General features: G+C 65.4%; 17 protein-coding genes and 1 pseudogene. 5 read left to right on the top strand and 13 right to left on the bottom strand.

Features of this window, described 5'->3' with window-relative positions:
• Positions 1 to 11: 11 nt before the first annotated feature.
• Genes OEG81_RS14330 through fahA form a run of 4 tightly spaced genes read left to right on the top strand, consistent with a single transcriptional unit; the run spans position 12 to position 4,576 of the window.
• A complete protein-coding gene (locus OEG81_RS14330; protein ID WP_264132606.1) occupies positions 12 to 1,694 on the top strand; it encodes an FAD-dependent oxidoreductase in 1,683 nt (560 codons plus the stop codon).
• Complete coding sequence (locus OEG81_RS14335) at positions 1,691 to 1,897, top strand: DUF2783 domain-containing protein (RefSeq protein ID WP_264129954.1); 207 nt, start codon at positions 1,691 to 1,693, stop codon at positions 1,895 to 1,897. The genes OEG81_RS14330 and OEG81_RS14335 overlap by 4 nt, the downstream gene beginning before the upstream one ends.
• Before the next feature lie 21 nt (positions 1,898 to 1,918).
• Entirely contained in the window at positions 1,919 to 3,220 is a 1,302-nt protein-coding gene (gene hmgA / locus OEG81_RS14340) for a homogentisate 1,2-dioxygenase (RefSeq protein ID WP_264129955.1), read from the top strand.
• Between the two features lie 36 nt (positions 3,221 to 3,256).
• Entirely contained in the window at positions 3,257 to 4,576 is a 1,320-nt protein-coding gene (fahA, locus tag OEG81_RS14345; RefSeq protein WP_264129956.1) for a fumarylacetoacetase, read from the top strand.
• Positions 4,577 to 4,637: 61 nt separating this feature from the next.
• On the opposite strand, the gene OEG81_RS14350 is transcribed toward fahA, so the two are convergent.
• The 4 genes from OEG81_RS14350 to OEG81_RS14365 form a co-directional block, all read right to left on the bottom strand.
• Complete coding sequence (locus OEG81_RS14350) at positions 4,638 to 5,999, bottom strand: phosphatase PAP2 family protein (protein ID WP_264129957.1); 1,362 nt, start codon at positions 5,997 to 5,999, stop codon at positions 4,638 to 4,640.
• A gap of 129 nt (positions 6,000 to 6,128) precedes the next feature.
• Positions 6,129 to 7,505 carry a sensor histidine kinase gene (locus OEG81_RS14355; protein ID WP_264129958.1) on the bottom strand — a complete coding sequence of 459 codons (1,377 nt, stop codon included), beginning with the start codon at positions 7,503 to 7,505 and terminating at the stop codon, positions 6,129 to 6,131.
• Positions 7,472 to 8,170: a response regulator transcription factor gene (locus OEG81_RS14360; RefSeq protein ID WP_264129959.1), complete on the bottom strand. Its 699-nt coding sequence runs from the start codon at positions 8,168 to 8,170 to the stop codon at positions 7,472 to 7,474. The genes OEG81_RS14355 and OEG81_RS14360 overlap by 34 nt, the downstream gene beginning before the upstream one ends.
• A 41-nt stretch (positions 8,171 to 8,211) precedes the next feature.
• Positions 8,212 to 9,627 carry an FAD-binding oxidoreductase gene (locus OEG81_RS14365; protein ID WP_264129960.1) on the bottom strand — a complete coding sequence of 472 codons (1,416 nt, stop codon included), beginning with the start codon at positions 9,625 to 9,627 and terminating at the stop codon, positions 8,212 to 8,214.
• Positions 9,628 to 9,776: 149 nt separating this feature from the next.
• On the opposite strand from OEG81_RS14365, the gene OEG81_RS14370 reads away from it, so the two are divergent.
• Positions 9,777 to 11,168: a phosphomannomutase/phosphoglucomutase gene (locus tag OEG81_RS14370; protein WP_264129961.1), complete on the top strand. Its 1,392-nt coding sequence runs from the start codon at positions 9,777 to 9,779 to the stop codon at positions 11,166 to 11,168.
• A gap of 37 nt (positions 11,169 to 11,205) precedes the next feature.
• Here the strand turns inward: OEG81_RS14370 and OEG81_RS18085 are convergent, their stop codons facing one another.
• From OEG81_RS18085 to OEG81_RS14410, 9 genes and pseudogenes are all read right to left on the bottom strand, one after another.
• The gene (locus OEG81_RS18085; RefSeq protein ID WP_317135383.1) at positions 11,206 to 12,372 is read right to left on the bottom strand and encodes a glycosyltransferase family 4 protein; all 1,167 of its coding nucleotides are present in this window, start codon (positions 12,370 to 12,372) and stop codon (positions 11,206 to 11,208) included.
• 216 nt (positions 12,373 to 12,588) lie between these two features.
• A pseudogene (locus OEG81_RS18090) lies at positions 12,589 to 13,566 on the bottom strand (glycosyltransferase); the annotation flags it as partial.
• Positions 13,563 to 14,702: a glycosyltransferase family 4 protein gene (locus OEG81_RS14380; RefSeq protein WP_264129963.1), complete on the bottom strand. Its 1,140-nt coding sequence runs from the start codon at positions 14,700 to 14,702 to the stop codon at positions 13,563 to 13,565. The pseudogene OEG81_RS18090 and the gene OEG81_RS14380, both read right to left, overlap by 4 nt.
• 2 nt (positions 14,703 to 14,704) lie before the next feature.
• A complete protein-coding gene (gene asnB / locus OEG81_RS14385) occupies positions 14,705 to 16,618 on the bottom strand; it encodes an asparagine synthase (glutamine-hydrolyzing) (RefSeq protein WP_264129964.1) in 1,914 nt (637 codons plus the stop codon).
• A 36-nt stretch (positions 16,619 to 16,654) separates the two neighbouring features.
• On the bottom strand, positions 16,655 to 17,749 hold the full coding sequence (locus OEG81_RS14390) for a glycosyltransferase family 4 protein (RefSeq protein ID WP_264132607.1): 1,095 nt from the start codon (positions 17,747 to 17,749) through the stop codon (positions 16,655 to 16,657).
• 46 nt (positions 17,750 to 17,795) lie between these two features.
• Positions 17,796 to 19,151 (bottom strand): murein biosynthesis integral membrane protein MurJ, encoded by a 1,356-nt coding sequence (murJ, locus tag OEG81_RS14395; RefSeq protein WP_264129965.1) that lies wholly within the window; start codon positions 19,149 to 19,151, stop codon positions 17,796 to 17,798.
• Between the two features lies 1 nt (position 19,152).
• A complete protein-coding gene (locus OEG81_RS14400) occupies positions 19,153 to 20,178 on the bottom strand; it encodes an SDR family oxidoreductase (RefSeq protein ID WP_264129966.1) in 1,026 nt (341 codons plus the stop codon).
• 13 nt (positions 20,179 to 20,191) lie between these two features.
• Positions 20,192 to 21,466, bottom strand: a complete 1,275-nt coding sequence (gene tviB / locus OEG81_RS14405) for a Vi polysaccharide biosynthesis UDP-N-acetylglucosamine C-6 dehydrogenase TviB (protein ID WP_264129967.1) — start codon at positions 21,464 to 21,466, stop codon at positions 20,192 to 20,194.
• Between the two features lie 55 nt (positions 21,467 to 21,521).
• Entirely contained in the window at positions 21,522 to 22,601 is a 1,080-nt protein-coding gene (locus OEG81_RS14410; protein WP_264132608.1) for an MraY family glycosyltransferase, read from the bottom strand.
• Positions 22,602 to 22,795 lie beyond the last annotated feature (194 nt).

Below are 22,795 nucleotides of genomic sequence, written 5' to 3' on the forward strand. Positions count from 1 at the left end.
AGGAGCAAGGGGTGGGAGACATCGACTACCAGGCCCTGGAATTCGATTATGCGCCGCGCAGCGCGCCCGACACGGCGCGGCATGCGGTTGCCGTCGTGGGCGCGGGTCCGGTCGGCCTGTCCATGGCTCTGGACCTCGCGCAGCGGGGCCTGAAGGTCGTCGTCATCGACGACGACTACCGGCTGTCCACGGGCTCGCGCGCCATCTGCTTCGCCAAGCGCACGCTGGACGTGTGGGATCGCCTGGGCGTGGGCGAACGCATGGTGCAAAAAGGCATTTCATGGAATGTCGGCCGGGTCTATTTCAAGGGCGACGAAGTCTGGCGTTTCGACTTGCTGCCCGAGCAGGGCCACCGTCGGCCGGCCTTCATCAACCTGCAGCAATACTATTGCGAAGGTTTCCTGTACGAACAGGCGGCCGGTCATCCCAATATAGAACTGCGCTGGAAGAACAAGGCCGTCGCCGTCGAACAGCGCGATGACCATGTCGCCCTTACGGTGGACACGCCCGACGGCCCCTACACGCTGGCGGCGGACTGGCTGGTGGCCTGCGACGGGGCGCGCTCACCGCTGCGGAAAATGATAGGCCAGGAAAGCCACGGGCGCGTTTTTCGCGACCGCTTCCTGATCGCCGACGTCCGCATGCAGGCCGACTTCCCCACCGAACGCTGGTTCTGGTTCGATCCGCCCTTCCATCCCGGGCAATCGGTGCTGCTGCACAGCCAGCCCGACAATGTCTGGCGCATCGACTTCCAGCTGGGCTGGGACGCCGACCCGGTGCAAGAGGTCAAGCCTGAAAACGTCATCCCCCGCATCCAGGCGCTGCTGGGCAAGGACACCCGGTTCGAGCTGGAATGGGTCAGCATCTACACCTTCGCCTGCGAACGCATGGACAGCTTCCGCCATGGACGCATCGTCTTTGCCGGCGACGCCGCGCACAGGGTATCACCCTTCGGCGCGCGCGGCGCCAACAGCGGCGTGCAGGATGCCGACAACCTGGGCTGGAAACTGGCCCTGGTCAGCCAGGGGCTGGCGCCCGAAACCCTTATCGACAGCTATGCGGCCGAACGCGAGCAGGCGGCCGACGAGAACATACTGAACTCGTCGCGCTCCACGGATTTCATCACACCCAAAAGCGAGATCAGCCTGCTGTTCAGGAACACCGTCCTGAAGCTGGCGCAGCATCACGATTTTGCGCGCAAGCTGGTCAACAGCGGCCGGCTTTCCATGCCGACGTCGTACACCGCATCCAGCCTGAATACGCCCGATACCGCCGATTTTTCCGGCGCGCCGCCGCTGGGAGGCGTGGCCCCCGACGGGCCCATCACGATAGACGGACAGCTGGACTGGTGGCTGGGACAGCTGTCGGGCCGATTCGTGCTGGCCCTGTTCTGCAATACCGGCATTCCCGACGCCGATGCCTTGCGCGAACTGGCCGGCCTGCAAGACGATCCCCTGGGCCTGAAGCTGCTGCTGGTGCTATCGCCCGCCCTGGCGCAGCGCGCCCCCGACGGATACGCCTGCGTGGTGGACAGGCAAATGACGCTGGCCCGGCGCTACGACGCCGTCCAGGGCGCCTGCTACCTGATCCGGCCCGACCAGCATATCGCCGCCCGCTGGCGCGAGGCGGATGCGCCGTCCATCCGCAACGCCTTACGGCGCGCAACGTGCTCGCCCATGGAGGCCAGGCCATGAACCGATTGAATACGCAATCCAATTTTTCCGCGCCCGACGACTTCTATGAACAGCTCATCGAGGCGCACCGCGACTTGAGCACAGAGCAAAGCCACGCCATGAACGCCGCGCTGGTCCTGCTGCTGTCCAACCACATCGGCGATCTGGGCGTGCTTGCCCAGGCTCTGGAAACAGCCCGCAACACCGTGCAGTCCGCCGACTGACATTTTTCAGGAATTCCCGCCATGAGCACACTGCAATATCAGACCGGCTTCGGCAACAACTGTTCCACCGAGGCGCTGCCCGGCGCACTGCCCCAGGGCCGCAACTCGCCGCAAACCTGCCCTTACGGCCTGTATGCCGAGCAGCTGTCCGGCACCGCATTCACCGTGCCGCGCGCCGAAAGCCGCCGTTCCTGGCTTTACCGCATCCGTCCGGCGGCGCTGCAGAAGGCGTTCGAACCGTTCGACGGCGCAAAACGGTGGACCAGCCGCTACGGCGACGGGCCCGTCACGCCCAACCGCCTGCGCTGGAATCCCGTGGACATCCCCGCCGAGCCCACGGATTTCATCGAAGGCATGCAAACCTGGGCCGGCAACGGCCACAGCGACGACCTGAGCGGCGTCGGCATCCATTTGTATGCCGCCAACCGGTCCATGAAGGACCGCTACTTCTACAACGCCGACGGCGAGATGTTGATCGTTCCGCAGCAAGGCCGCCTGCGCCTGGCCACCGAGCTGGGCCTGATCGATGTCGAACCCTGCGAGATCGCAGTCATTCCCCGGGGCGTTCGCTTCCGCGTCGAATTGCCGGACTCGTCGGCGCGCGGCTATATGCTGGAGAACTTCGGCGCCACCCTGCGCCTGCCCGAACTGGGTCCCATCGGGTCCAACGGCCTGGCCAATGCGCGCGACTTCAAGATTCCCGTCGCCTGGTACGAAGACCGCGAGGGCGAGTGCGAACTGATCGCCAAGTTCACCGGCGGCTTCTGGCGCACGACGCTGGGCCATTCGCCGCTGGACGTGGTCGCATGGCACGGCAGCAACGCGCCCTACAAATACGACCTGCGCCTGTTCAATACCATAGGCTCCATCAGCTACGACCACCCCGACCCCTGCATTTTCACCGTGCTGACCTCGCCTTCGGACACGCCGGGAGCGGCCAATATGGACTTCGCCATCTTCCCGCCCCGCGTCCTGGCCATGGAAAACACCTTCAGGCCGCCCTGGTTCCACCGCAACATCGCCGGCGAATTCATGGGCCTGATCCAGGGCGTCTACGATGCCAAGGCCGACGGCTTCTCGCCCGGCGGCGCCAGCCTGCACAACTGCATGAGCCCGCACGGTCCCGATGCCGAGACCTTCGAGAAAGCCTCCGCGGCCGACCTGAGCGAGCCGACCCGCATCCGCGACACCATGGCATTCATGTTCGAGACGCGACGCGTCATCCGCCCCACCGCCGCGGCCCTTTCCTCGCCAACGCTGCAAACGGATTACGATGACGCCTGGTCCGGCATCCAGAAGCATTTCGACCCCAGCAAGCCCTAGGGCCGGGACAGCACACTCGCATCACAGGATTCAAGCATGTCTTATCTGAACGAAACCCATGACCCGGCGCTGCAAAGCTGGGTCGCGTCCGCCAACGTCAAGGACAACGGCTTCCCCATCCAGAACCTGCCCTTCGGCGTTTTCCGCCCCGCGGGCACGACGCAGGATTTCCGCCCCGGCGTCGCCATCGGCGATAAGGTGCTGGATCTCGCCGCGCTGGCCCACGCCGCATCCTGGACCGGCGCCGCGGGTGAAGCCCTGGCCGCCTGCAAGTCCAATACCTTGAACGGACTCATGAGCCTGGGCCAGGCCCACTGGTCGGCCCTGCGCCTGGAGCTGTCGCGCGCCCTGCGCAGCGGCGCGGCGCTGCAAGGCGTGCTGGAGCCCCTGCTGGCCGATGTGTCCGGCGTGGAAATGGGCCTGCCCGCCCGCATCGGCGACTACACCGATTTCTATATCTCTCTGCACCATGCCACATCGGTGGGCAAGCAGTTCCGCCCCGACAATCCCCTGCTGCCCAACTACAAATGGGTGCCCATCGGCTACCACGGACGCGCATCCAGCATCGGCGTTTCGGGCCAGGCCTTTCCACGCCCCGTCGGCCAGACGCGTCCCACGCAGGAGAATGGCACGCCCGGCTTCGGCCCTTGCCAGCGGCTGGACTACGAACTGGAGCTGGGCATTTTCGTCGGACAGGGCAACGCCCAGGGCGAACGCATCGGCATCGGCGAGGCCGAGTCGCATGTGTTCGGCCTTTGCATACTGAATGACTGGTCCGCGCGAGACCTCCAGGCTTGGGAGTACCAGCCCCTGGGTCCCTTCCTGGCCAAGAACTTCGCCAGCACGATCTCGCCCTGGATCGTCACTCTCGAGGCATTGGCGCCCTTCCGCGTGGCCTTCGAGCGCGACGCCGCCGATCCGCAGCCCCTGCCCTACCTCAGTTCCGGGCAGAACCAGGCGGCCGGCGCCTTCGACATCGCCCTGGAGGTCTTGCTGACCACGCAGAAGTCGCGCGCCGACAAGGCCGACCCGGCCCTGCTGTCGCGCAGCAATTTCAAGGAAGCCTATTGGAACGTGGCCCAGTTGCTGGCCCACCACACGGTCAACGGCTGCAATCTGCAAGCCGGCGACCTGCTGGGCACGGGCACGCTGTCGGGCCCCGGCAAGGGCCAGGAAGGCTCGCTGCTGGAACTGAACCAGGGCGGCAAGCATCCCGTCAAGCTGCCCTGGGGTGAAGAGCGCGTCTTTTTGCAGGACCACGACCAGGTGATCCTGCGCGCCGTCTGCCAGAAGTCCGGCTACCCCGCCATCAGTCTGGGCGAATGCGCAGGCACCGTCCTGCCGGCCCGAAGCTGATCGACGGCCGCGGCACAATGGATACGGCGGCCCGCAAGGCCGCCGTTCTCGAACGTCCGATTCACGGCAGGCGTATCAACACGGGAAACCATCCCGTCCCCTGCCCCCATTCGATCAGTTCGAACAGGGGCAGCGCCAGCAGATAGGGTACGGCATCGCGTATCGTGCGCCCCAGGCCCGACACCGAAATCAGCACCTGCTCCTGGCTCTTCCACCCCGATAGGCGCGGCCCGAAGCGCGGAACCCGTGCGCAGTAGTCGGCATAGCCTTGCCCGAACGCCTTGCTCAGCAAGCGCTCTTCTTCGGCAATCACATTGTTGAACACGGCATACACGAACAGCGTCAGGATGGGACCCAGCAACAGGCTGCCCGACTGGGCGCCTATGCCCGCCACCGCCAGCATCGAGAACAGGTACAAGGGATTGCGGCTGATCGAATACGGCCCCTGATCGATCAATTCGGCGCCCTTGTGCCCGCCCAGGTACAGAATGCACCAGCACCGGCCCGCGATCGCCAGCAGGATCAGTCCAAGGCCCGTCCATTCCACCCCCTGATGCATCCACGACTCGGCCGGCCAGGTCGAGGACAGGAAAGGCAGCAGGCAGACCAGCAATACGCCGTATACGGTCAAGGTATTGCGCCGGCGCACCTGGACGATGGACAGATGCCTCCAGATATCGTCCAGGCGATGACCATGGACGCCGTCCGGCGCACCGCGATGGGACGTGACGATAAGCGGATAGAACAGCACGCTGCATACGCACCATACAAAGGCCAGCGACCACATGACCTGGCTGAGGAAATGCGCTCCCTGCATGATGCGCAATCCGCCGAAGAGTCCGCCCAACGCCAGGCCGCCCGCCAGTCCCAGCCAGCGCATGCGGCGGCTGCCCAGGGCCCATCCCGCAAAATACAGGGCCAGCACGGAGAAGCCGGTGGCCGCATGCACGCTGGGCAGGGCCCCGCCGCCCGGCTCCCCGGCCGCCGCCCAGAAGCCCGGCGGCAACTGCACGTAGCCGCCGAACATGGCCAGGGCGAATGGGCGCGGCAAGGCGGTGTAGTGCTTCAGCCCGCCGGCCAGCAGCGGAACCAGGCAGAACACGGCAAACAGCGCCCACAGGACGCTGCGGGCCGGCGCAAGCGCCTTGATCCGGTAGCTGAGCGCGGCAGCCGCGCCGCAGAACAAGGCACCGCCTATCGGCACCAGCCACACCACGAACTTGCCCATGGCGTACACGAAAGGCTGATGCCGCCAGGGAAAGCCGTGGCCGGACGCATCGTAGAAATACCGTGTCAAGCCCAGGTCCAGCGGCGAGTGCTGCACCGTATACGCCAGCCATCCCATGAGCAGGCTCAAGCCCAACACCTGGGTCAATACATAAAAGAAGGGTTTTTGATAATGCATGCTCGCCGGCTGGCTCATGAATCCATCCCGAACAGGGCGTGTGCGGCCTCCTGGCTCCACGCCAGGCGCAGGACGCCGGAAAGGCCACACGATACAGCCGCCCGCGTGAAATAAACGTCGAATGCCTGAACGGCCGGTCAGCCGGGCTCAGTAAGGCCGGGCAGCCGGCCCGTCGCCCAGCCGCAAGATGAAGGTCGTGCCCCTGCCGGGTCCCGCTACGCTGGACTCGACCGTCAAGGTCCAATGCTTGCGCTTGCACATCTGGCGGGCGATGGCCAGGCCCAGGCCTCGGCGCGACCCCTCGATTCCGGCCGTATCGGGCGCCTGGCCATCGGCCATGGCGTCCTTGCGGCGCGTGCTGAAATAGCGCTCGAAAAGCAAAGGCAGGGCATCGGAGGGAATGCCCGGGCCGTCGTCCGAAAACGCCAGGGTGTGGTCGTCCAGGCATGACGCGCGCAGCGTGGCCGGCGCCGCGTGCTCGGCCGCGTTGCGCATCAGGTTGCGCACCACGGTCAGGAAGGCATAGGGATCGAGCACCCGCCTCATGCCGGCTGGAATCTCGTTGGCGAAGTCCAGTCCGCGCCGCCGCGCCTCCGCCTCGAAGGCCAGCCAGGCCTCGTCCAGGCACTCGCGCAGGTCGATCTCCTTGTCCACGGCCGGCAGATCGCGCGACAGGCTCTCGGCGCTGGCGATGCTGCCGGCCATCAGATCGGCCTGCGCAACCATGCGCTCCAGGCGCCGGCGGCTGGTGGAAGCCATTGCATCGTCAAGGAGCAGCATCTCCGCATCGGTCCGCAGCGCCGCCAGCGCGCCGCGGATTTCATGGCTCAGGTTGAAGGCGAACTCGCGCTCGAAGGCCAGGGATTCTTCGACACGGCCCTGCACCCGATTGAACGTCTCGATCAGGCGCCCCACCTCGTCGTCGCGCCGCACGGAAATGTCGGGCGCGCCCGGAGCCCAGTTGGAAAGATGGTCGGCCAGGTCCAGCAGCGGCCCCACCACCAGGCCGGCCAGCCACCTGGACAGGGCAAAGACCGCCGCGATGCATACCGCCCCCAGGATCAGGACGATCCAGCCGAACTCATGCACCCGCGCCTCGTGGGCCGTGGCGTCGTAGAGCACGTACAGGGTGCCCTTCGGGGCTTGCGCAACCAGCACGTGCCAGGTCTGATCCCCCGGGCCGAGCACATGCGTGCCCAGGCCGATGCCGCGCAAGGGCGCGGGCAGCAGGGCTTCGTCGCCGCGGCCGTCGATCAGCCAGGTCTGCAACTGCGCCCCCAGCTCGGTCTGGCTTTGCTGGGTGGGTATGGCCTGGCCCTGTTCGAGCCGGCCGAGCATGTGCTCCACTTCGGTCGCCAGGACGGCATTGACCAGATCGTCCTCCATCTGATCGAAGGAAAGATAGAACACCGCGCACAACACGACCACGAAAAGAGTGGCCGACCCCGTCAGCGCCCAGGTAACGCGCTGCATCAGGGAATAGCGCGCCATCATGGAGCGCCGCCCGGATCGTTCAATTTCCATCCCTGGCCGTGCACCGTCTCGATGCCGTCGTAGCCGGCCTCCTGCAAGGCCTTGCGCAATAAATGCATCTGGCTGCGCAGCGCCTCGTCCGAGGGCGGCTCATCCGGCCACAGCGCTTGCTCGAGCCGCCGGCGCGGCACCAGCGCGCCCGCATGGCGCAGCAGCAGTTCAAGGATGATCAGCGACTTGCGTGTCAGGCGGACGGCCTTGCCATGCACCCGCAGGGATTGCGTATCCGCGTCGTAGGCGATGCCGGCGAACGCCGGGACGGCTTCCCGATGGACGCCCGACGCATGCCTGAGCATGACCCTCAAGCGCGCCTCGACCTCGGCCAGCGCGAAGGGCTTGACCAGGTAATCGTCGGCGCCCAGTTCAAAAGCGGCCAGCTTGTCCTCCAGCTGGCCGCGGGCCGTCAACATCAGGACGGGCAGGCCCGCATGGCGGCCGCGGCGGATCGCCTGCAGTACGCCGTAGCCATCCAGCCCCGGCAGGCCGATATCCAGGATGACGGCATCGAACTCGCCGGCTTCCAGCAGCCCCAGCGCGCCATGGCCGTCGTAGGCCGCGTCCGGCGCGAAGCCCTTGAGTTCAAGATAGCCGTACAGGTTCTGCGCCACGGTGAAGTCGTTCTCCACCAGCAACACCCTGGGTTTCGGCGCGTTCATGGCGGCAGGAACTCAGCGCGTGGCCGCGGCTCGGGCGCGCATCAGGGCACCAGCACCTTGCCGGGATTCATCAGCTGGTGAGGGTCCAGCACCTGCTTGATCCGGCGCATAAGGGCAAGCTCGACCGGATCCTTGTACTTGGGCAGGGCATCGCGCTTGAGCTGGCCCACGCCGTGCTCGGCGCTGATCGAACCGCCGAATCGATGCACGCTATCGTGCACCAGTTCGTAGATGTCGTACTGCATGGCCAGGAGCTGGTCTTCGGTGTAGGCCTGGCCGCGCGCCACGTTGTAGTGCAGGTTGCCGTCGCCCAGATGGCCGAAGATCACATGCTCTATGCCGGGAAAATGCTGCTGCAGGGCGGCGTTGGTGGTTTCCACGAATTCGGCGATCAGCGAAACCGGAATCGACACATCATGCTTGATGCTCTTGCCGAATGCCTTCTCGGCCAGGGGTATGCTTTCGCGCAGGTGCCACAAGGCCTTGCTTTGGCTGATGTTTTCGGCGATGACGGCATCCTGCACCAGACCCGCCTCGATCGTATCGCCGACGATGGCTTCGAAGCGCTCGCGGGCATGCTCCGCGCTTTCGCTGTCGGACAGCTCCAGCAAGGCGTACCAGGGCTTGGCGGCCGATTCGCCCTCGAAGGGAATGCGCTGCTGCGGATAGCACTGGGTGACGCCTTGCAGGCAGTTGCCCGCGATCAGCTCGAACCCCGTCAGGGCCGCGCCGAAACCCTTGCGCGCCGCCGACAGGACGGCCACCGCGTCCTCGACCGAGTCCAGCGCCAGCAGGGCGGTGCACTGGGCCACCGGCACGGGATAAAGCTTAACCGTGGCCGCCGTGATGATGCCCAGGGTGCCCTCGCTGCCTATATACAGATTGCGCAGATCGTAGCCGGTGTTGTCCTTGCGCAGGCCGCGCAGGCCGTGCCAGATATCGCCGTCGGCCGTGACGACCTCCAGGCCCAGGACCAGCTCGCGCGCATTGCCATAGCGCAGGACCTGCGTGCCCCCCGCGTTCGTGGCCAGGTTGCCGCCCAGCGTGCAACTGCCTTCGGCGGCCAGGCTAAGGGGAAACAGGCGGTCGGCGTCGCGCGCGGCCTGCTGGACCGCCTGCAGGATGCAGCCGGCTTCCACCACCATGGTGTCGTTATCGGTATCGATGGCGCGTATCGCATTCAGGCGTGTCAGCGAAATGACCAGCGCCGCGCCGCTGGCGTCCGGCGTGGCGCCGCCGCACAAGCCCGTATTGCCGCCTTGTGGCACCATGGGCACCTTGTGCGCGACACACCAGCGCACGACCTCGGCCACTTCCTGCGTGGACCCGGGTTTGACGACGGCCAGGGCCGTGCCGCTATAGCGGCCGCGCCAATCGACCACATAAGGTTCGGCATCGCCGCCCGTCAATACATACTGGGAGCCCAGCATCTGAACCAGTTCGTCTAATCGACTCATTGCGCGCCTTCTTTCAAGAAACAAAAATCGTCTGCGGCCATTATTTTAATGGCCTTACATATCCTTACCGGGCAATCCCCTTCTTTCAGCAGGGCCCGGCATAATCCGGGATAATCATAGCCATTGGACAAGCCATTCAAGGATACACCGTGACCCGCCAAGCACCGCTACCCGCCGCCGTATTCAAAGCCTACGATATCCGCGGCACCGTGCCCGGTCAATTGAACGCCGAGTTCGCTCACCAGCTGGGCCTGGCGCTGGCGCAACGCGCGCGCGCCGAAGGGGTCGGCACACTGGTGGTCGGCTACGACGGCAGGCTGAGCAGCCCCGAGCTTGCGCAGGGACTGCAGAACGGACTGATGCAAGGCGGCATCGACACCCTGGACCTGGGCATGGTGCCCACCCCCGTCGTCTACTTTGCCGCCTACACGCAGCATACCGGCTCGGGCGTCGCGATCACCGGCAGTCACAATCCGCCCGACTACAACGGCTTCAAGATGATGATGGACGGCAAGACACTGTACGGCGCCGACATCCAGAAGCTGGCGCAGATCATGGCCGCGCCCGAACCCGTCGACGCCATCGCACCCGGAACCCGGCGCGAGCTGGATCTTCTGGACGCCTATGTCGAGCATATCCGCAGCACCATCACGCTTGCGCGTCCCATGAAAATCGCCATCGATTGCGGCAACGGCGTGGGCGGCGCCGTGGCGGCGCGCCTGTTCCGGGCGCTGGGCTGCGAGGTCGACGAGCTGTACTGCGAGGTCGACGGCCGTTTCCCCAACCACCACCCCGACCCGGCCGACCCCCACAACCTGGAAGACCTGATCCGGCACGTAAAGGAAAGCGGCTGCGAATTGGGCCTGGCCTTCGATGGCGATGCCGACAGGCTGGGCGTGGTCACGCCTTCGGGCGAAATCATCTGGCCCGACCGCCAATTGATCCTGTACGCGCAAGACGTCCTGCAGCGCCAGCCCGGCTCCACCATCATCTTCGACGTCAAATGCAGCCGCCACGTCGCACGCGCCATCAAGCAGGCCGGCGGCAAGCCGCTGATGTGGCAAACCGGCCATTCCATGATCAAGGCCAAGCTGGCCGAAACCGGCGCCCCGCTGGCCGGCGAAATGAGCGGCCACATCTTCTTCAAGGAGCGCTGGTTCGGTTTCGACGACGGCCTGTACGCCGGAGCGCGCCTGCTGGAAATCCTGTCCGCCCATGATCGCCCCTGGACCGTGCTGGAAGCCCTGCCCAAAGATATCTCCACGCCCGAAATCAAGCTGGAAATGCAGGAAGGCCAGCCCCACGCCCTGATCGCGCGCCTGCAGGAAGAAGGCCAGTTCCCCAGCGCCACCAATATCAGCACCATAGACGGAGTCCGCGCCGAGTATGCCGACGGCTTCGGCCTGGCGCGCGCCTCCAACACCACGCCGGTCATCGTCCTGCGCTTCGAGGGCGATACCGCCGAAGACCTCGAGCGCATCATGGACGAGTTCCGCCAGGCGCTGACCGCCCTGGCGCCCGACATCGTCCTGCCTTTTTGATTGCCGTTGCCGCTGCGCCGGCCATCCGGCTAACGAATCAGCGGTCAGCCAACAGCGTTTCGTAGATATCCAGGTGGGCCTGCGCCACCTTGCGGATGTCGAACTCGCGTTCGGCCAGCCGCCGGCCTTCGATTCCCATCTTGCGCCGCAGGTCGCCGTCCCGGGCCAGGCGCAGCACGGCCTGCGACAGCGCCCCGGCATCGCGCGCAGGCACCAGCAGGCCGGACAAGTCTGGCTCGATCGCGTCGCGGCAGCCCGGCACATCGGTGGTGACCACGGCGCGGCCGCAGGCCGCCGCCTCGACCAGCGACTTGGGCAAGCCCTCGCGATAAGAAGGAAGCACGGCGATATGGGCCTGGCCGTACAGGTCGGCGATATCGGATCGCTCGCCCAGGCACTGCACCACCCCTTCCTGCCGCCAGCGTTCGAACTGCTCCATGCTTATGCTGGCCGGATTGCCGGGATCGGGGCTGCCCGCCAGCACCCAGCGCAGGCCGCTGGGATCGGACGCCGCCGCGCGCGCGGCGTCGACGAACTCCAGCACTCCCTTGTCGCGCAGCAGGCGCGCCGCCATGATGGCGACGGGCGGCCCCTCGGGTTCCGGCCGGGCCTGGAACTCATCGAGGTCCACGCCCGAGCCTCGAATCAGCACGACCTGCTCCATACGGACCACGCCGGCCTTGCGCAAGACGTCGCGATCATTCGCATTCTGGAAAATCACGCGGCTGTTGGGATGGCCCAGCGCCAGGCGATACAGCACGGTGGCGGCCATGCGCAGAAAATCGACTCCCCGAGACGGCCGCGTGAAGATGAAGCCCAGGCCGGAAATGGCGGCGACGTACGCCGGCACGCCGGCCAGCCTGGCGGCGATGCCTCCATACAGGACTGGCTTGATGGTGACGGCATGGACAAGCTGCGGCCGCAGACGGCGAAACAAGGCCCATAACGCGTAAAGGCTGCTGATTTCCTGAACCGGATTCTTTCCGCTGCGCGACATGGGTATCGCATGATGCGCAAGGCCCAGTTCGACGATACGCGCAACCGAGGGGCCGTTCATGGTCGCCACGTGCACTTCGTAGCCTTCCTCCTTGGCGCGCAACGCCAGCGGCAGGCGGTGCGACAGGAAGAAAGCAGGGTTGTTCACCACGAACAGCAGGCGGCGGGCCGCCCCGCCCTGTTCCGGCGCCTCCCGGCCGTCCCGCAACAGGCCGCTGGCCCCAGCGCGGCGGGGAAAATCGTCCGCCAGCCGGCGCCACACCACGTGGTAGGCATCGACCATGGCCTCCAGGCTGAACAGGCTGCCGACGCGTTCCCGGCCTTGCGCCACGCGGTCGGCGTGCTCCGCCGTGCCCAGCGCCTGCGCCGCCTGGTCGATGGCCGCCGACAAAGCGGCCGCATCCTGCGCGGGCGCCAGCCAGCCCGCGGCGCCCAGAATGACGGCAGCATCGCCTACGTCGGTCGCCACGCAAGCGACTCCGGTGGCCATGGCCTCGGCCACCACATTGGGAAAGCCTTCGGCGCGGCTGGACAGCACGTGCACGTCCAGCCCGTTCATCAAGCGCGGCACATCGTCGCGGCGCCCCATCAGGATCACCTTGCCGCGCAGGCCATGGCCATCCAGAAGCCGCATCAATTCAGGATTGGACTCTTCCATGCCGTGGCCGATTAGGACGCAGCGCATGGCCGGGTGGCGGCGGACGCTGAGCGCGAATGCGGCCAGCAGGTTGGCATGGTCCTTGAGCGGATTCCAGCGCGCCACGCTTCCGATCACGGGGACATCGGCGGGCACGCCCCACTCCTCCCTGACGGCCATGCGCGCCTGCGCATCGCCGCGCCAGCGCGAAAGATCGTAGCCATTGGGAATGACCAGCATCCGGTCGGCGCGATAGCCCCATTGGCGGTGGCGCCGCGCGGCGTTCTCGGCGCAGGAGACAATGACCGCCGGCACCCAGCCCGACAAGCGGGCGCACAGCCATGAAAACAAGCGGGCGGACACGCTGCTTTTATGGAGATCGGCGCCCGAATTGCGTATGCCCCAGGACACGGCCTTGATGCCCGCCAGGCGCGCCACGATGCCGCCGATCAAGTCCGCATGGTACATCCAGGTCTGGACCACATCGGGATTCAATTCGCGCAAGAGCCGGTACATGCGCCAAGCGCCCTTGAGCATGCCGGCCGGGCTGTCCATATGCAGCGTGTGGACCGGTATGCCGGCCTCGAGCAGCCGGGGCCCGAACACGCCGGGGCCGCCCATGGAGATCACCTGATGGCGATCCGGCTGGGTCGGGGCGGAAAGCAGGCGATGCAGGACCGTTTCCGCCCCGCCCAGGCCCAGGCCCGAAATAATGTGGACCACCTGCAAGGGTGCTTCCTGCTTGTCGTCCCGCCCTGCGCTCATCCAGCCACCTTGCTTTCTTCCACGGCTGACGGCATGGCCCTGGCGATGACCTCGTCCCAGCGCAGCAGGATCTCGGACAGGCCGTAGCGCTCTTGCACCGAGGCGGCCGCATGCCGTCCCATGACATCGCGCAGGGTGGAATCGTCCATGAGCTGTGCCATGGCGCGGCACAGGGCCGGCTGATCGCCCAGGGGCGTCAGCAAAGCGTACTTGCCATCCTGGCTGAGCTCCCGGGGACCGCTGGGGCAATCCACCGTGACGCAGGCCCGCCCCAGCGCCATGGCTTCCAGCAGCACATTGGGAAAGCCTTCGACCTCGGAGGTCAACACGAAAATATCCGCCTTGGCCATTTCCTGCCAGGGCTGCTCCGTCCGCCCCGGCAGCGAGATGCGCCCAGCCAGGCCGGTTTCCTGTATTTGCTGCGTCAGTTCATCGCGCTGAGGCCCGTCGCCCCATATGGCCAGATCCCAGTCGGGATAATCGCCGGCCAGCGCCGCGAACGCCTGAATCAAGGCATCGAAGCGCTTGAACGGCACCAGCCTGCCCATGGCCAGGACAAGGCGCCGGTCCGATGCGGACGCCGCCGGGGCCAGATTGAGGTCGCGCAAATCGGGCGGCAACGGGTTGGGCACGACCTCCAGTTTTTTGGCCCCGGGGACCATCTGCGTGAATGCGGCCAGGCTGTCCTGCGATTGCAGCACCACGGCGTCCGCCCATGGGTAGCTGACGCGCCGCAAGCGCTGCAGGAAAGCGCCCGCGCTGCTGCTGAACGCGGGGTTGGTGCGCTCGCAGACGATGACCGGCACGCCCAATCCGCGCGTGGCGAACAGGACCACGACATTCACATTGGTCAGGAAGGAAATAATGACGTCGGGATTGGTTTCACGGACCAGCCGCCGGACGGCGAACCATTTGCTGATCGATGGAAACAGCGTACGTCCCAGCCAGCCCATGCGGTCGGCCAGCCAGACCAGCCGGACGGCCGGATTCAAACTGTAGAAGCAATTGCCCTTCTTCGTGTAGGTGGGCGCCAGCGTGACCAGGTCGCCGCGCCGCGCCCAGCCGCTAGCCAGCGTGGCGGCTACGCGCTCCGCCCCGCCCGCATGCATGGAACTGACAAAGAACAGTATCTTCATGGCTACCCCTTCGCGGTATTGGTCTTGTTTCCATCCAGCCAGGCCTGCGTCATCAAAATGCTCCACAAATGCGTGCCCCAGTCATGCGTTCCGCGCTGATGCTCCTCCCATTTGCGCACGATGGGCGCGGCGTGAAAGAGTCCATCGGCGCGCAAACGCGCGGGATCCAGCAAGGCGGCCCCCCAATCCTTCAAGGGGCCCCGCAGCCATGCCGCCACCGGCACGGAAAAGCCTTTCTTGGGACGGTCCACCAGTTCGCGCGGCACATAGCGGTACAGCAGTTGACGCAGCAGCCACTTCCCTTTGCCGTCCCGGACTTTGTAGCCCAGAGGCAGGCTTTGCGCAAACTCGAACACACGATGATCCAGCATGGGTACACGGGTTTCCAGGCTGGCGGCCATGGCCGCCCTGTCGACTTTCACCAGGATATCGTCGGGCAGGTAGGTCTGCGCATCCAGCAGCATCATATGCTCGAACAGGGCGTCCCGCGGCGGCGCGTCGAACGGCGTCTGCGGCAGATCGGCGCCTATCAGCGCCTCGGCCGGCTGCTTCCAGTACGACACGAACTGCCGGTAGAAGAGCCCCGCGTGCCCGGCCCCCAGCACTTCGGAAAGCTTCAGCACTTGATCGCGCCCGCGACCCATGGGCATCATGCCCGCCCCGGCGCGGGCCGCCAGCGCCATCGGGCCGCGCAGCATGGCGGGCACGGCCTGGCGCTTGTCCCACCAGCGCTGCGCCCGGAAATAGCGGGAATAGCCGCCGAACAGTTCATCCCCGCCGTCGCCCGAGAGCGCCACGGTGACATGCCGGCGCGCCATGCGCGCAACCAGCACGGTGGGTATCTGCGACGAATCGGCAAAGGGCTCGTCGTACATGGCTGCCAGATCCGGCACTACCGCCAGCGCATCCTGGGCGCTGACGTACAGCTCGGTATGCGAGGTTCCCAGGTGGGCGGCAACGGCCTTGGCATGCTCGGCCTCGTTGAAGGCGGGGTCGTCGAAGCCGATGGAGAAAGTCCTGACCGCCTGGCTGCTGGCCTTTTGCATCAGCGCCGACACCACCGATGAATCGATGCCGCCCGACAGGAAGGCCCCCAGGGCCACGTCCGAGATCATCTGCCCCTTGACGGCCGTAGCCAGCACTTCGTCCAGCGCATCCACGGCCTTCTCGTCCGAGTCGAAAGACAAGGGTCTCTCCAAGGCCTCGCGCCTTGCCTCCTGGACGGACCAGTACCGGCGCGCGGCGGGAAGGGCCGCCTGATGCAAGTGGGACCCGGACAGCGTCAGCCATGAACCCGGCTCCAGCTTTCCGATACCGCTGTAGATGCTGTAGGGAGCGGGGATATAGTTATGGCGCAGCAGCAGCGACAAGGCCCTGCGGTCCAACTCCCGGCCGAAGCCGGGAACTCCGTCCAGCGCCTTCAACTCGGAGGCAAACACAAAATTGCCTCCCGCGAATCCAAGGTACAAGGGCTTTTCGCCCATGCGGTCGCGCATCAGCGTCAGTTCACGCTCCTGGCGGTCCCACAATGCCATGGCGAACATGCCGACGGCCGATTCCAGAGTCTCCTGAATACCCCATGCCGCGAAGGCGGCCAGAACGGTCTCGGTATCGGAATGGCCGCGCCAGGCCGGCGCCTTCTCCTGCGCCTCCAGCCGCGTGCGCAACTCCATATGATTGTAGATTTCGCCGTTCAATATCAGCACGAACCGCCCGCAGGCCGACACCATGGGCTGATGGCCGGCGGGAGTCAGGTCGAGTATGGCCAGGCGGACGTGCCCCAGAGCCAGTCCGGCGCCCTCGTCCTCCCAATAGCCCTCGCTGTCCGGTCCGCGATGATGCATGCGGCGGCAACCGCCGCCGATCAGCGCCCGCTTGTCCGGCAATGCGCCCCAAATGCCTACGATTCCACACATAGTCCGCTCGCTTACGCCTCCGGATGCCGGGCGGCGTCAATGCCCCTCAAACAAATTGCCCCACAATGCCATGATGCGGGGAGTGGAAAAACGATCTCGCACATCGACGGCTCGCCGGGCATAGGCCTCGCGCTTTTCCGGATGAGCCATCAAGTCGGACAGGTGGGCCGCCAGCGCCTCGCTGTCGTCCGCGGGGCTGACCAGGACACCATCGATGCCATTGCGCACGATTTCGCGCGGGCCGGTCTCGCAGTCGAAGGCCACGGGCGCCAGCCCGCTGGCCATGGCTTCCAGCAAGGTATTGGACAGGCCTTCCACCCGCGAACTGAGCACATACAGATCGGACTGCATGTACCAGTCGGTCACGTTGCCTACCCTGCCCGGCATGCTGATGCGTTCGCCCAGGCCCGCCGCATCGATCTGGCCCTGCAAGTCCGCGCGGCAGTCGCCCTCGCCCAGGATGATGAGGTCCCACTCGGGAAAATGAGCCGCAAGCTCCTGAAAGGACCGGATCAGAATGTCGAAGCCTTTATGGGGATGCAGGCGCCCGACGGCCAGCACGCGGTAGCGGCCATGGCGAGGCGGCGGCTCGACCACGGGCTCGGTGCTTTCCAGCGGCCAGCGCACGGCATTCGGAATGACCGCAAGGCGCGATCCGGGCACGTGCTTTTCCAGCCAGGCGGCCGTGCCCGACGTCAAGGCCACCACTGCGCTGGCCTGGGGATATGCCCAGCGGCGCAGCCGCTCCCACATCGCGGGAAGCTCTTGCGAAGGCGGATGCGTGTGTTCCGTGGCGATCACGCGGCAAGGCTGCCCGCGCGCCGCCGCGATCGCCAGCACAGAGGCCGTCGTCATCATGCCCAGCACGACCGTTGGATGCTCCCGCTTTATCAGCCGGCGCAGGCTCCAGACGCGCCGCAGATTGGCCAGCACGGCGGACAGGCGCCCCGTGCTGGGCGCCGCGGTGCCCAGCGCGTGGCGGCTTACCTCGGGATGCAAGGGATAGGCATCGGTGCTGGCGTCCGCCTGCGTGACCACGGTGACCTTGTAGCCCCGTTGGACCCAATGGGCGCTCAGGTCGGCCGCAACCCGTTCGGCCCCGCCCCCGCTCAGGGAGTGGATGACGATCATGAGATGAGGCGGATGGAAAGAATGACTCAATGCAATACCTGTGTTTCTAAAGCGGAGCGGATGCCGCCGGCGCGGCCGGCGGCCGCAAGGCCACGGCCGCATAGCACGCGTACGACAAAGCGTACATGATGCTGGTCGCCAGCATGATGCCGGACGGCCCCATGTGCGGAGCCAGCAGCGGATTCATGACGGCCTTGATGGCAAAGTTGGCCACCGCGATGGCGGCCATGATGCGATAGCGATTCTGGCTGGCCAGCAGTTGCACCAATATCAGAACCCCGAAATAAAAAGGCAGCTGCAGCAGGCCCCAGCGCAGCACCTGCGCCACGGCCTCGGTATTTTGCGCCGTGAATGCCCCACGCTCGAACAGCAGCGCCACGCCCCAGGGGGCCAGCACCCAGCCCGCCAAGGTGACCAGCGCACCCGCCGCCACCATCAGCACCGACCATTTCAGCGCGGTGGAGCGCGCCCTGGCCCGGTCTCCGCGGCTGTGGATGTCGGCCAGGACCGGCAAGGCCGCTCGCCCCACCGAAGCCGCGCCCACCCCCAGAAGCAGGGACAGCAAACGGCTGGCGTAGCCCAGCGTCGCGTTGGCATTGCTGCCCAGATTGGCCGCGGTGTACTGGTCGATAGGCCCCACGAAGCTCATGGCCACCTGCCCCACCAGCATGATGCCTGCCGCCTTGACCAGCTCCGGCCAGTGCGGCGAAGCCAGGCTCAGGCGCGGCCGCCCCCACATGCCGTCCGCCCTGGCCGCCAGCCAGAGCAGCCATGCCGACTGGATCAGGTAGCCGACCAGCGTTCCCCATAATAAAGGCCCTATGTCGTCCACCGTGGCGGCCAAAAGGACCCAGATCAATATGACCACCGCCGGCACGCTGTCCAGCAGGGTATTGATGTGCCGCTCGTGCGCGCGCAGCCGCGCGGCGCTGATGCCGGTCATCAGGGTCAGCAGGGCCGCCGGCGCGAAGGCCAGGGTCAGCTCCCTGCTCATCCGGCCGGCATCGGGCGACAGCCTCCGCCCCGCCAGGTCGAGCACCCAGGGCCAGGCCACATAAATGGCGACGGCCAGCACCGTGCCCGCCGCAATGATCCAGCCCTGGAGTTCGCCCAGGAAGCGTGCCCGGCCGGCGCGCGCTTCGCGGCGTGTGCGCACCAGCACCGGGATCAGCACGACCGAGAGCGCGCCCACGATGGTGATCGGCAGCCAGTTCGCCATGGTCATGGTGAACTGGTAGGCATCCACCGCGGCGCTGATGCCGTAGCGGTAGGCCACCGCCATTTCCTTGAACGCGCCCGCCGCCTTGCCCAGCAAGAGGAAAAAGGCCACGCGCATCGCACCCTGTGCAATGCGCTTGTGATCGGAGTGCAGACTGGAAAGCCGCCGCGCCAGGGTTTTCAAATCAACGCAAGAATTGCGTATACCAGGGCATGGACACCTCGAGCCCCTGCACGATGTTGTGCATGGGCTCGTACCCCAGCAATTGCCTGGCCTTGCTGATGTCCGCCTGGGAATGCCGCACGTCGCCCGCGCGGAAGTCGGCATAGACCGGCTGCTTGTCGTACGCAATGCCGTTGTTGCCCAGGGCCTGGGCCAGGTAGTTGAAGAGCTCGTTCAGGCTGGTACGGGCGTTATAGGCCACGTTGTACACCTGGTTCACACCGTCCGGCTGGGCCAGCGCCGCCAGGATGTTGGCCTGGACCACATTATCGATGAAGCAGAAGTCGCGGCTGGTTTCGCCATCGCCGTTCACCGTCACGTCTTCGCCGCGTATCATGGCGGCGATCCACTTGGGGATCACGGCGGCATAGGCGCCATTGGGATCCTGGCGCTTGCCGAAGACATTGAAGTAGCGCAGCCCGATGCTGCCGAAGCCGTAGGCGCGCGCAAACACGTCGGCATACAGTTCGTTGACGTATTTGGTGACGGCGTAGGGCGACAGCGGCCGTCCTATGCGGTCCTCGACCTTGGGAAGGGCCTCGTGGTCGCCGTAAGTGGAGCTGGACGCCGCATACACGAAGGATTGCACCTGCTCATCGCGCGCGGCGACCAGCATGTTCAGGAAACCGTCGATATTCACGCCGTTGGTGGTGATCGGGTCCTTCAGCGAACGAGGCACGGAACCCAGCGCCGCCTGATGCAGGACGTAGTCCACGCCCGAGGCCGCCTTGCGGCAGGTGTCCAGATCGCGGATGTCGCCTTCGTGGAAAGTGAAGTTGGCCCACTGGGCCGGCTCGACCGTTTTCCGGACCTCGTCCAGATTGTATTGATGCCCGGTCGCGAAATTATCCAGCCCCACCACCTTCTGGCCCATGAGCAGCAAGGTTTCCAGAAGGTTGGAACCGATGAAGCCGGCGCAACCCGTGATCAGCCACGTCTTGGGCTGGGACTGCAAACTGGCCGTTACTTCCTGATAGCGTGTAGTCATAAATCCCCCTTCCTTACAGCCGCAGATCGGACTCGTGGGCGTCCAGCACGTACTTCAGGTCGTACAGCACATGCTCGGGCTTGCCCAGGGCGCGTATGGCCTGGCACCCCATGGCCACGAACTGTTCATGCGACACCGCCAAAATAATGCCGTCGTAGGAGCCGGCTTGCGGGCTATCGATAGGCGTGATGCCGTACTCATGCATGGCTTCGCCGGCATCCACCCACGGATCGTAGACATCGACGTCGATGTTGTATTCGCCCAGCTCGCGCACGATGTCCACGACACGGGTATTGCGCAGGTCGGGGCAGTTTTCCTTGAAGGTCAGGCCCATGACCAGCACCTTGGACCCCTGCACCTGTATGCGCCGTTTTGTCATCGTCTTGACCAGCTGCGATACGACATAGCCGCCCATGGAGTCGTTCAGCCGCCGGCCCGCCAGGATGATCTCCGGGTGATAGCCGATGGCTTGCGCCTTGTGGGTCAGGTAATAGGGATCCACGCCTATGCAGTGGCCGCCGACCAGGCCGGGGCGGAAGGGCAGGAAATTCCATTTGGTGCCGGCTGCCTCGAGCACGGCCTGGGTGTCGATGTCCATCTTGTTGAAGATGAGCGCCAGCTCGTTGATCAGCGCGATGTTCACGTCCCGCTGGGTGTTCTCGATGACCTTGGCCGCCTCGGCCACGCGTATCGACGGCGCCTTGTGCGTGCCGGCCACGATGATCTGGCCGTACAGCTCGTCGATCAGGTCGGCCACTTCCGGCGTGGAGCCCGACGTGACTTTCTTGATGGTGGACACACGGTGCGACTTGTCGCCCGGATTGATGCGCTCGGGACTGTAGCCGGCGAAGAAATCCTCATTGAAACGCAGGCCCGAAACACGCTCGAGGACCGGCACGCAGACTTCCTCGGTCGCACCCGGATAGACGGTCGATTCGTAGATCACGATATCGCCGCGCTTGAGCACCTTGCCTATGGTCTCGCTGGCGCGTATCAGGGGCGTCAGGTCGGGCTGCTTGTATTCGTCGATGGGGGTCGGCACGGTCACGATGAACACATTGGCCTGCGCCAGGTGCTCGGCTTCGTGGGTGAATTGCAGTTGGCCGGCCTCGGCCAGCTCTTTGGACTCCACCTCGAGCGTGTGGTCGCGGCCTTCCTTCAGCTCTGCAATGCGGCGCGCATTGATATCGAAGCCCAACACCGACCGCTTCTTGCCGAACTCGACTGCCAGAGGCAGGCCAACGTAGCCCAAACCGACTACCGCAAGTTTCACATCTTGAATTTGCAAGTTGAATCTCCCACGCTGCGCGTTAAAAAAGAAGAAAGTAATTTATGGGCCGGCACTACTTGCGACGATTATCGCGCCCGAGCGAAGGCAATAACAACCACGCGGGGCGCCGCCACGAAACCAGGCGGGAATACAGCCACAGGTAGACCAGGGAAAAAACCAGCAGGCTGATGCACAGGGCCCAGGCATTGTCCCACCAGATCGTCGCGGGCACGAGGCCGATCAGGGCCAGCACCCACAAGTAGGGCGAAGTCATGGCATTGCACAGGGCCGGCACCGAATGACGCCGGTCGCGGCTGAACGTGGCCCGGACCAGGCGCCGGAAAACCAACTGGTGCAGGTGCAGCGCATCGGGCTGGTCGACGGGCGTGCCGCGCTTGAAACGGCGGCGCCAGATTGAAAACAGGGTTTCGAAGACCGGGTAGAACAGCACGGCCAGCGCATAGAAAGGCGAAACGCTGGGGTTGCGCACCACAAGCTGGACCGCCAGTTCGGCCAGCATGAAGCCCAGGAAATAGGCTCCGCCATCGCCCAGGAAGACGCGGCCGAAAGGAAAATTCCAGACCAGAAAGCCTAGGGTGGCCGACGCCAGCGCGGCGGAAATCAGGAAGATGGGAATATCCTGCACTTGCAGGGCGACCAGCGCCAGCGACAAGGCCATCAGGGTTGCGATCATGCCCGCCAGCCCGTTCATGCCGTCGACGATGTTCAAGGCATGCGTGCAGCCCCCCACCGCGATCATGGTGAACAGCAAGGACACCGGCCAGAATGAAAGTATCCAGTCGGCCCAGGACAGGCCCACGCGCGAAACGCCGCCCAATAGCCACCAGGCAATGGCGGCGGATGCAAAAGCCGCCAACAGGCGCTTTCCGGAACCGACGTCCTTGGTGATGTCTTCCAGCAGGCCCGCCACGAACACCGGCATCGCCGCGATGAACAACACCGGCCACAGCCAGGTCAGCGTCATATTGCTGGGGCCCAGCACAAGCAGGCCCGCCAGGCTGCCGGCCAGCACGGCCAGCCCGCCGACACGCGGAGCGGCGCGCGAGTGGGTGGCTTGCGGCTTGTTCATGTCGGAATCGCCGGTGAACATCCCGTGCCAGCGTTCGGAGGCGACAATCAGTCCGCCCACCATGAACGCCACGATACAGATGTAGAACCAGGTGAACGATTCCCAGGCTTGAGGAGAAATCACGAAATCCCTATTGACGGTGGAAACTACAACATTATCGGGCCAATTTGTAACCAGACACTGGTTTTGCTCGTAACAGCTGCAACAAGAAATATAAGCATGATCCCGCGATCCTGCCTATCCGCCATGTGGCACAC

Source organism: Pollutimonas sp. M17 (assembly GCF_025836975.1).
Classification (GTDB): Bacteria; Pseudomonadota; Gammaproteobacteria; order Burkholderiales; family Burkholderiaceae_B.

What these genes read in the sequence shown, in the direction of transcription:
- OEG81_RS14335 (WP_264129954.1), top strand. Translation starts at nt 1,691, where the DNA reads ATGAACCGATTGAATACGCAATCCAATTTTTCCGCGCCCGACGACTTC.
- hmgA (WP_264129955.1), top strand. Translation starts at nt 1,919, where the DNA reads ATGAGCACACTGCAATATCAGACCGGCTTCGGCAACAACTGTTCCACC.
- fahA (WP_264129956.1), top strand. Translation starts at nt 3,257, where the DNA reads ATGTCTTATCTGAACGAAACCCATGACCCGGCGCTGCAAAGCTGGGTC.
- OEG81_RS14350 (WP_264129957.1), bottom strand. Translation starts at nt 5,999, where the DNA reads ATGAGCCAGCCGGCGAGCATGCATTATCAAAAACCCTTCTTTTATGTA.
- OEG81_RS14355 (WP_264129958.1), bottom strand. Translation starts at nt 7,505, where the DNA reads ATGGAAATTGAACGATCCGGGCGGCGCTCCATGATGGCGCGCTATTCC.
- OEG81_RS14360 (WP_264129959.1), bottom strand. Translation starts at nt 8,170, where the DNA reads ATGAACGCGCCGAAACCCAGGGTGTTGCTGGTGGAGAACGACTTCACC.
- OEG81_RS14365 (WP_264129960.1), bottom strand. Translation starts at nt 9,627, where the DNA reads ATGAGTCGATTAGACGAACTGGTTCAGATGCTGGGCTCCCAGTATGTA.
- OEG81_RS14380 (WP_264129963.1), bottom strand. Translation starts at nt 14,702, where the DNA reads ATGAAGATACTGTTCTTTGTCAGTTCCATGCATGCGGGCGGGGCGGAG.
- asnB (WP_264129964.1), bottom strand. Translation starts at nt 16,618, where the DNA reads ATGTGTGGAATCGTAGGCATTTGGGGCGCATTGCCGGACAAGCGGGCG.
- OEG81_RS14390 (WP_264132607.1), bottom strand. Translation starts at nt 17,749, where the DNA reads ATGATCGTCATCCACTCCCTGAGCGGGGGCGGGGCCGAACGGGTTGCG.
- OEG81_RS14400 (WP_264129966.1), bottom strand. Translation starts at nt 20,178, where the DNA reads ATGACTACACGCTATCAGGAAGTAACGGCCAGTTTGCAGTCCCAGCCC.
- OEG81_RS14410 (WP_264132608.1), bottom strand. Translation starts at nt 22,601, where the DNA reads ATGGTGGGCGGACTGATTGTCGCCTCCGAACGCTGGCACGGGATGTTC.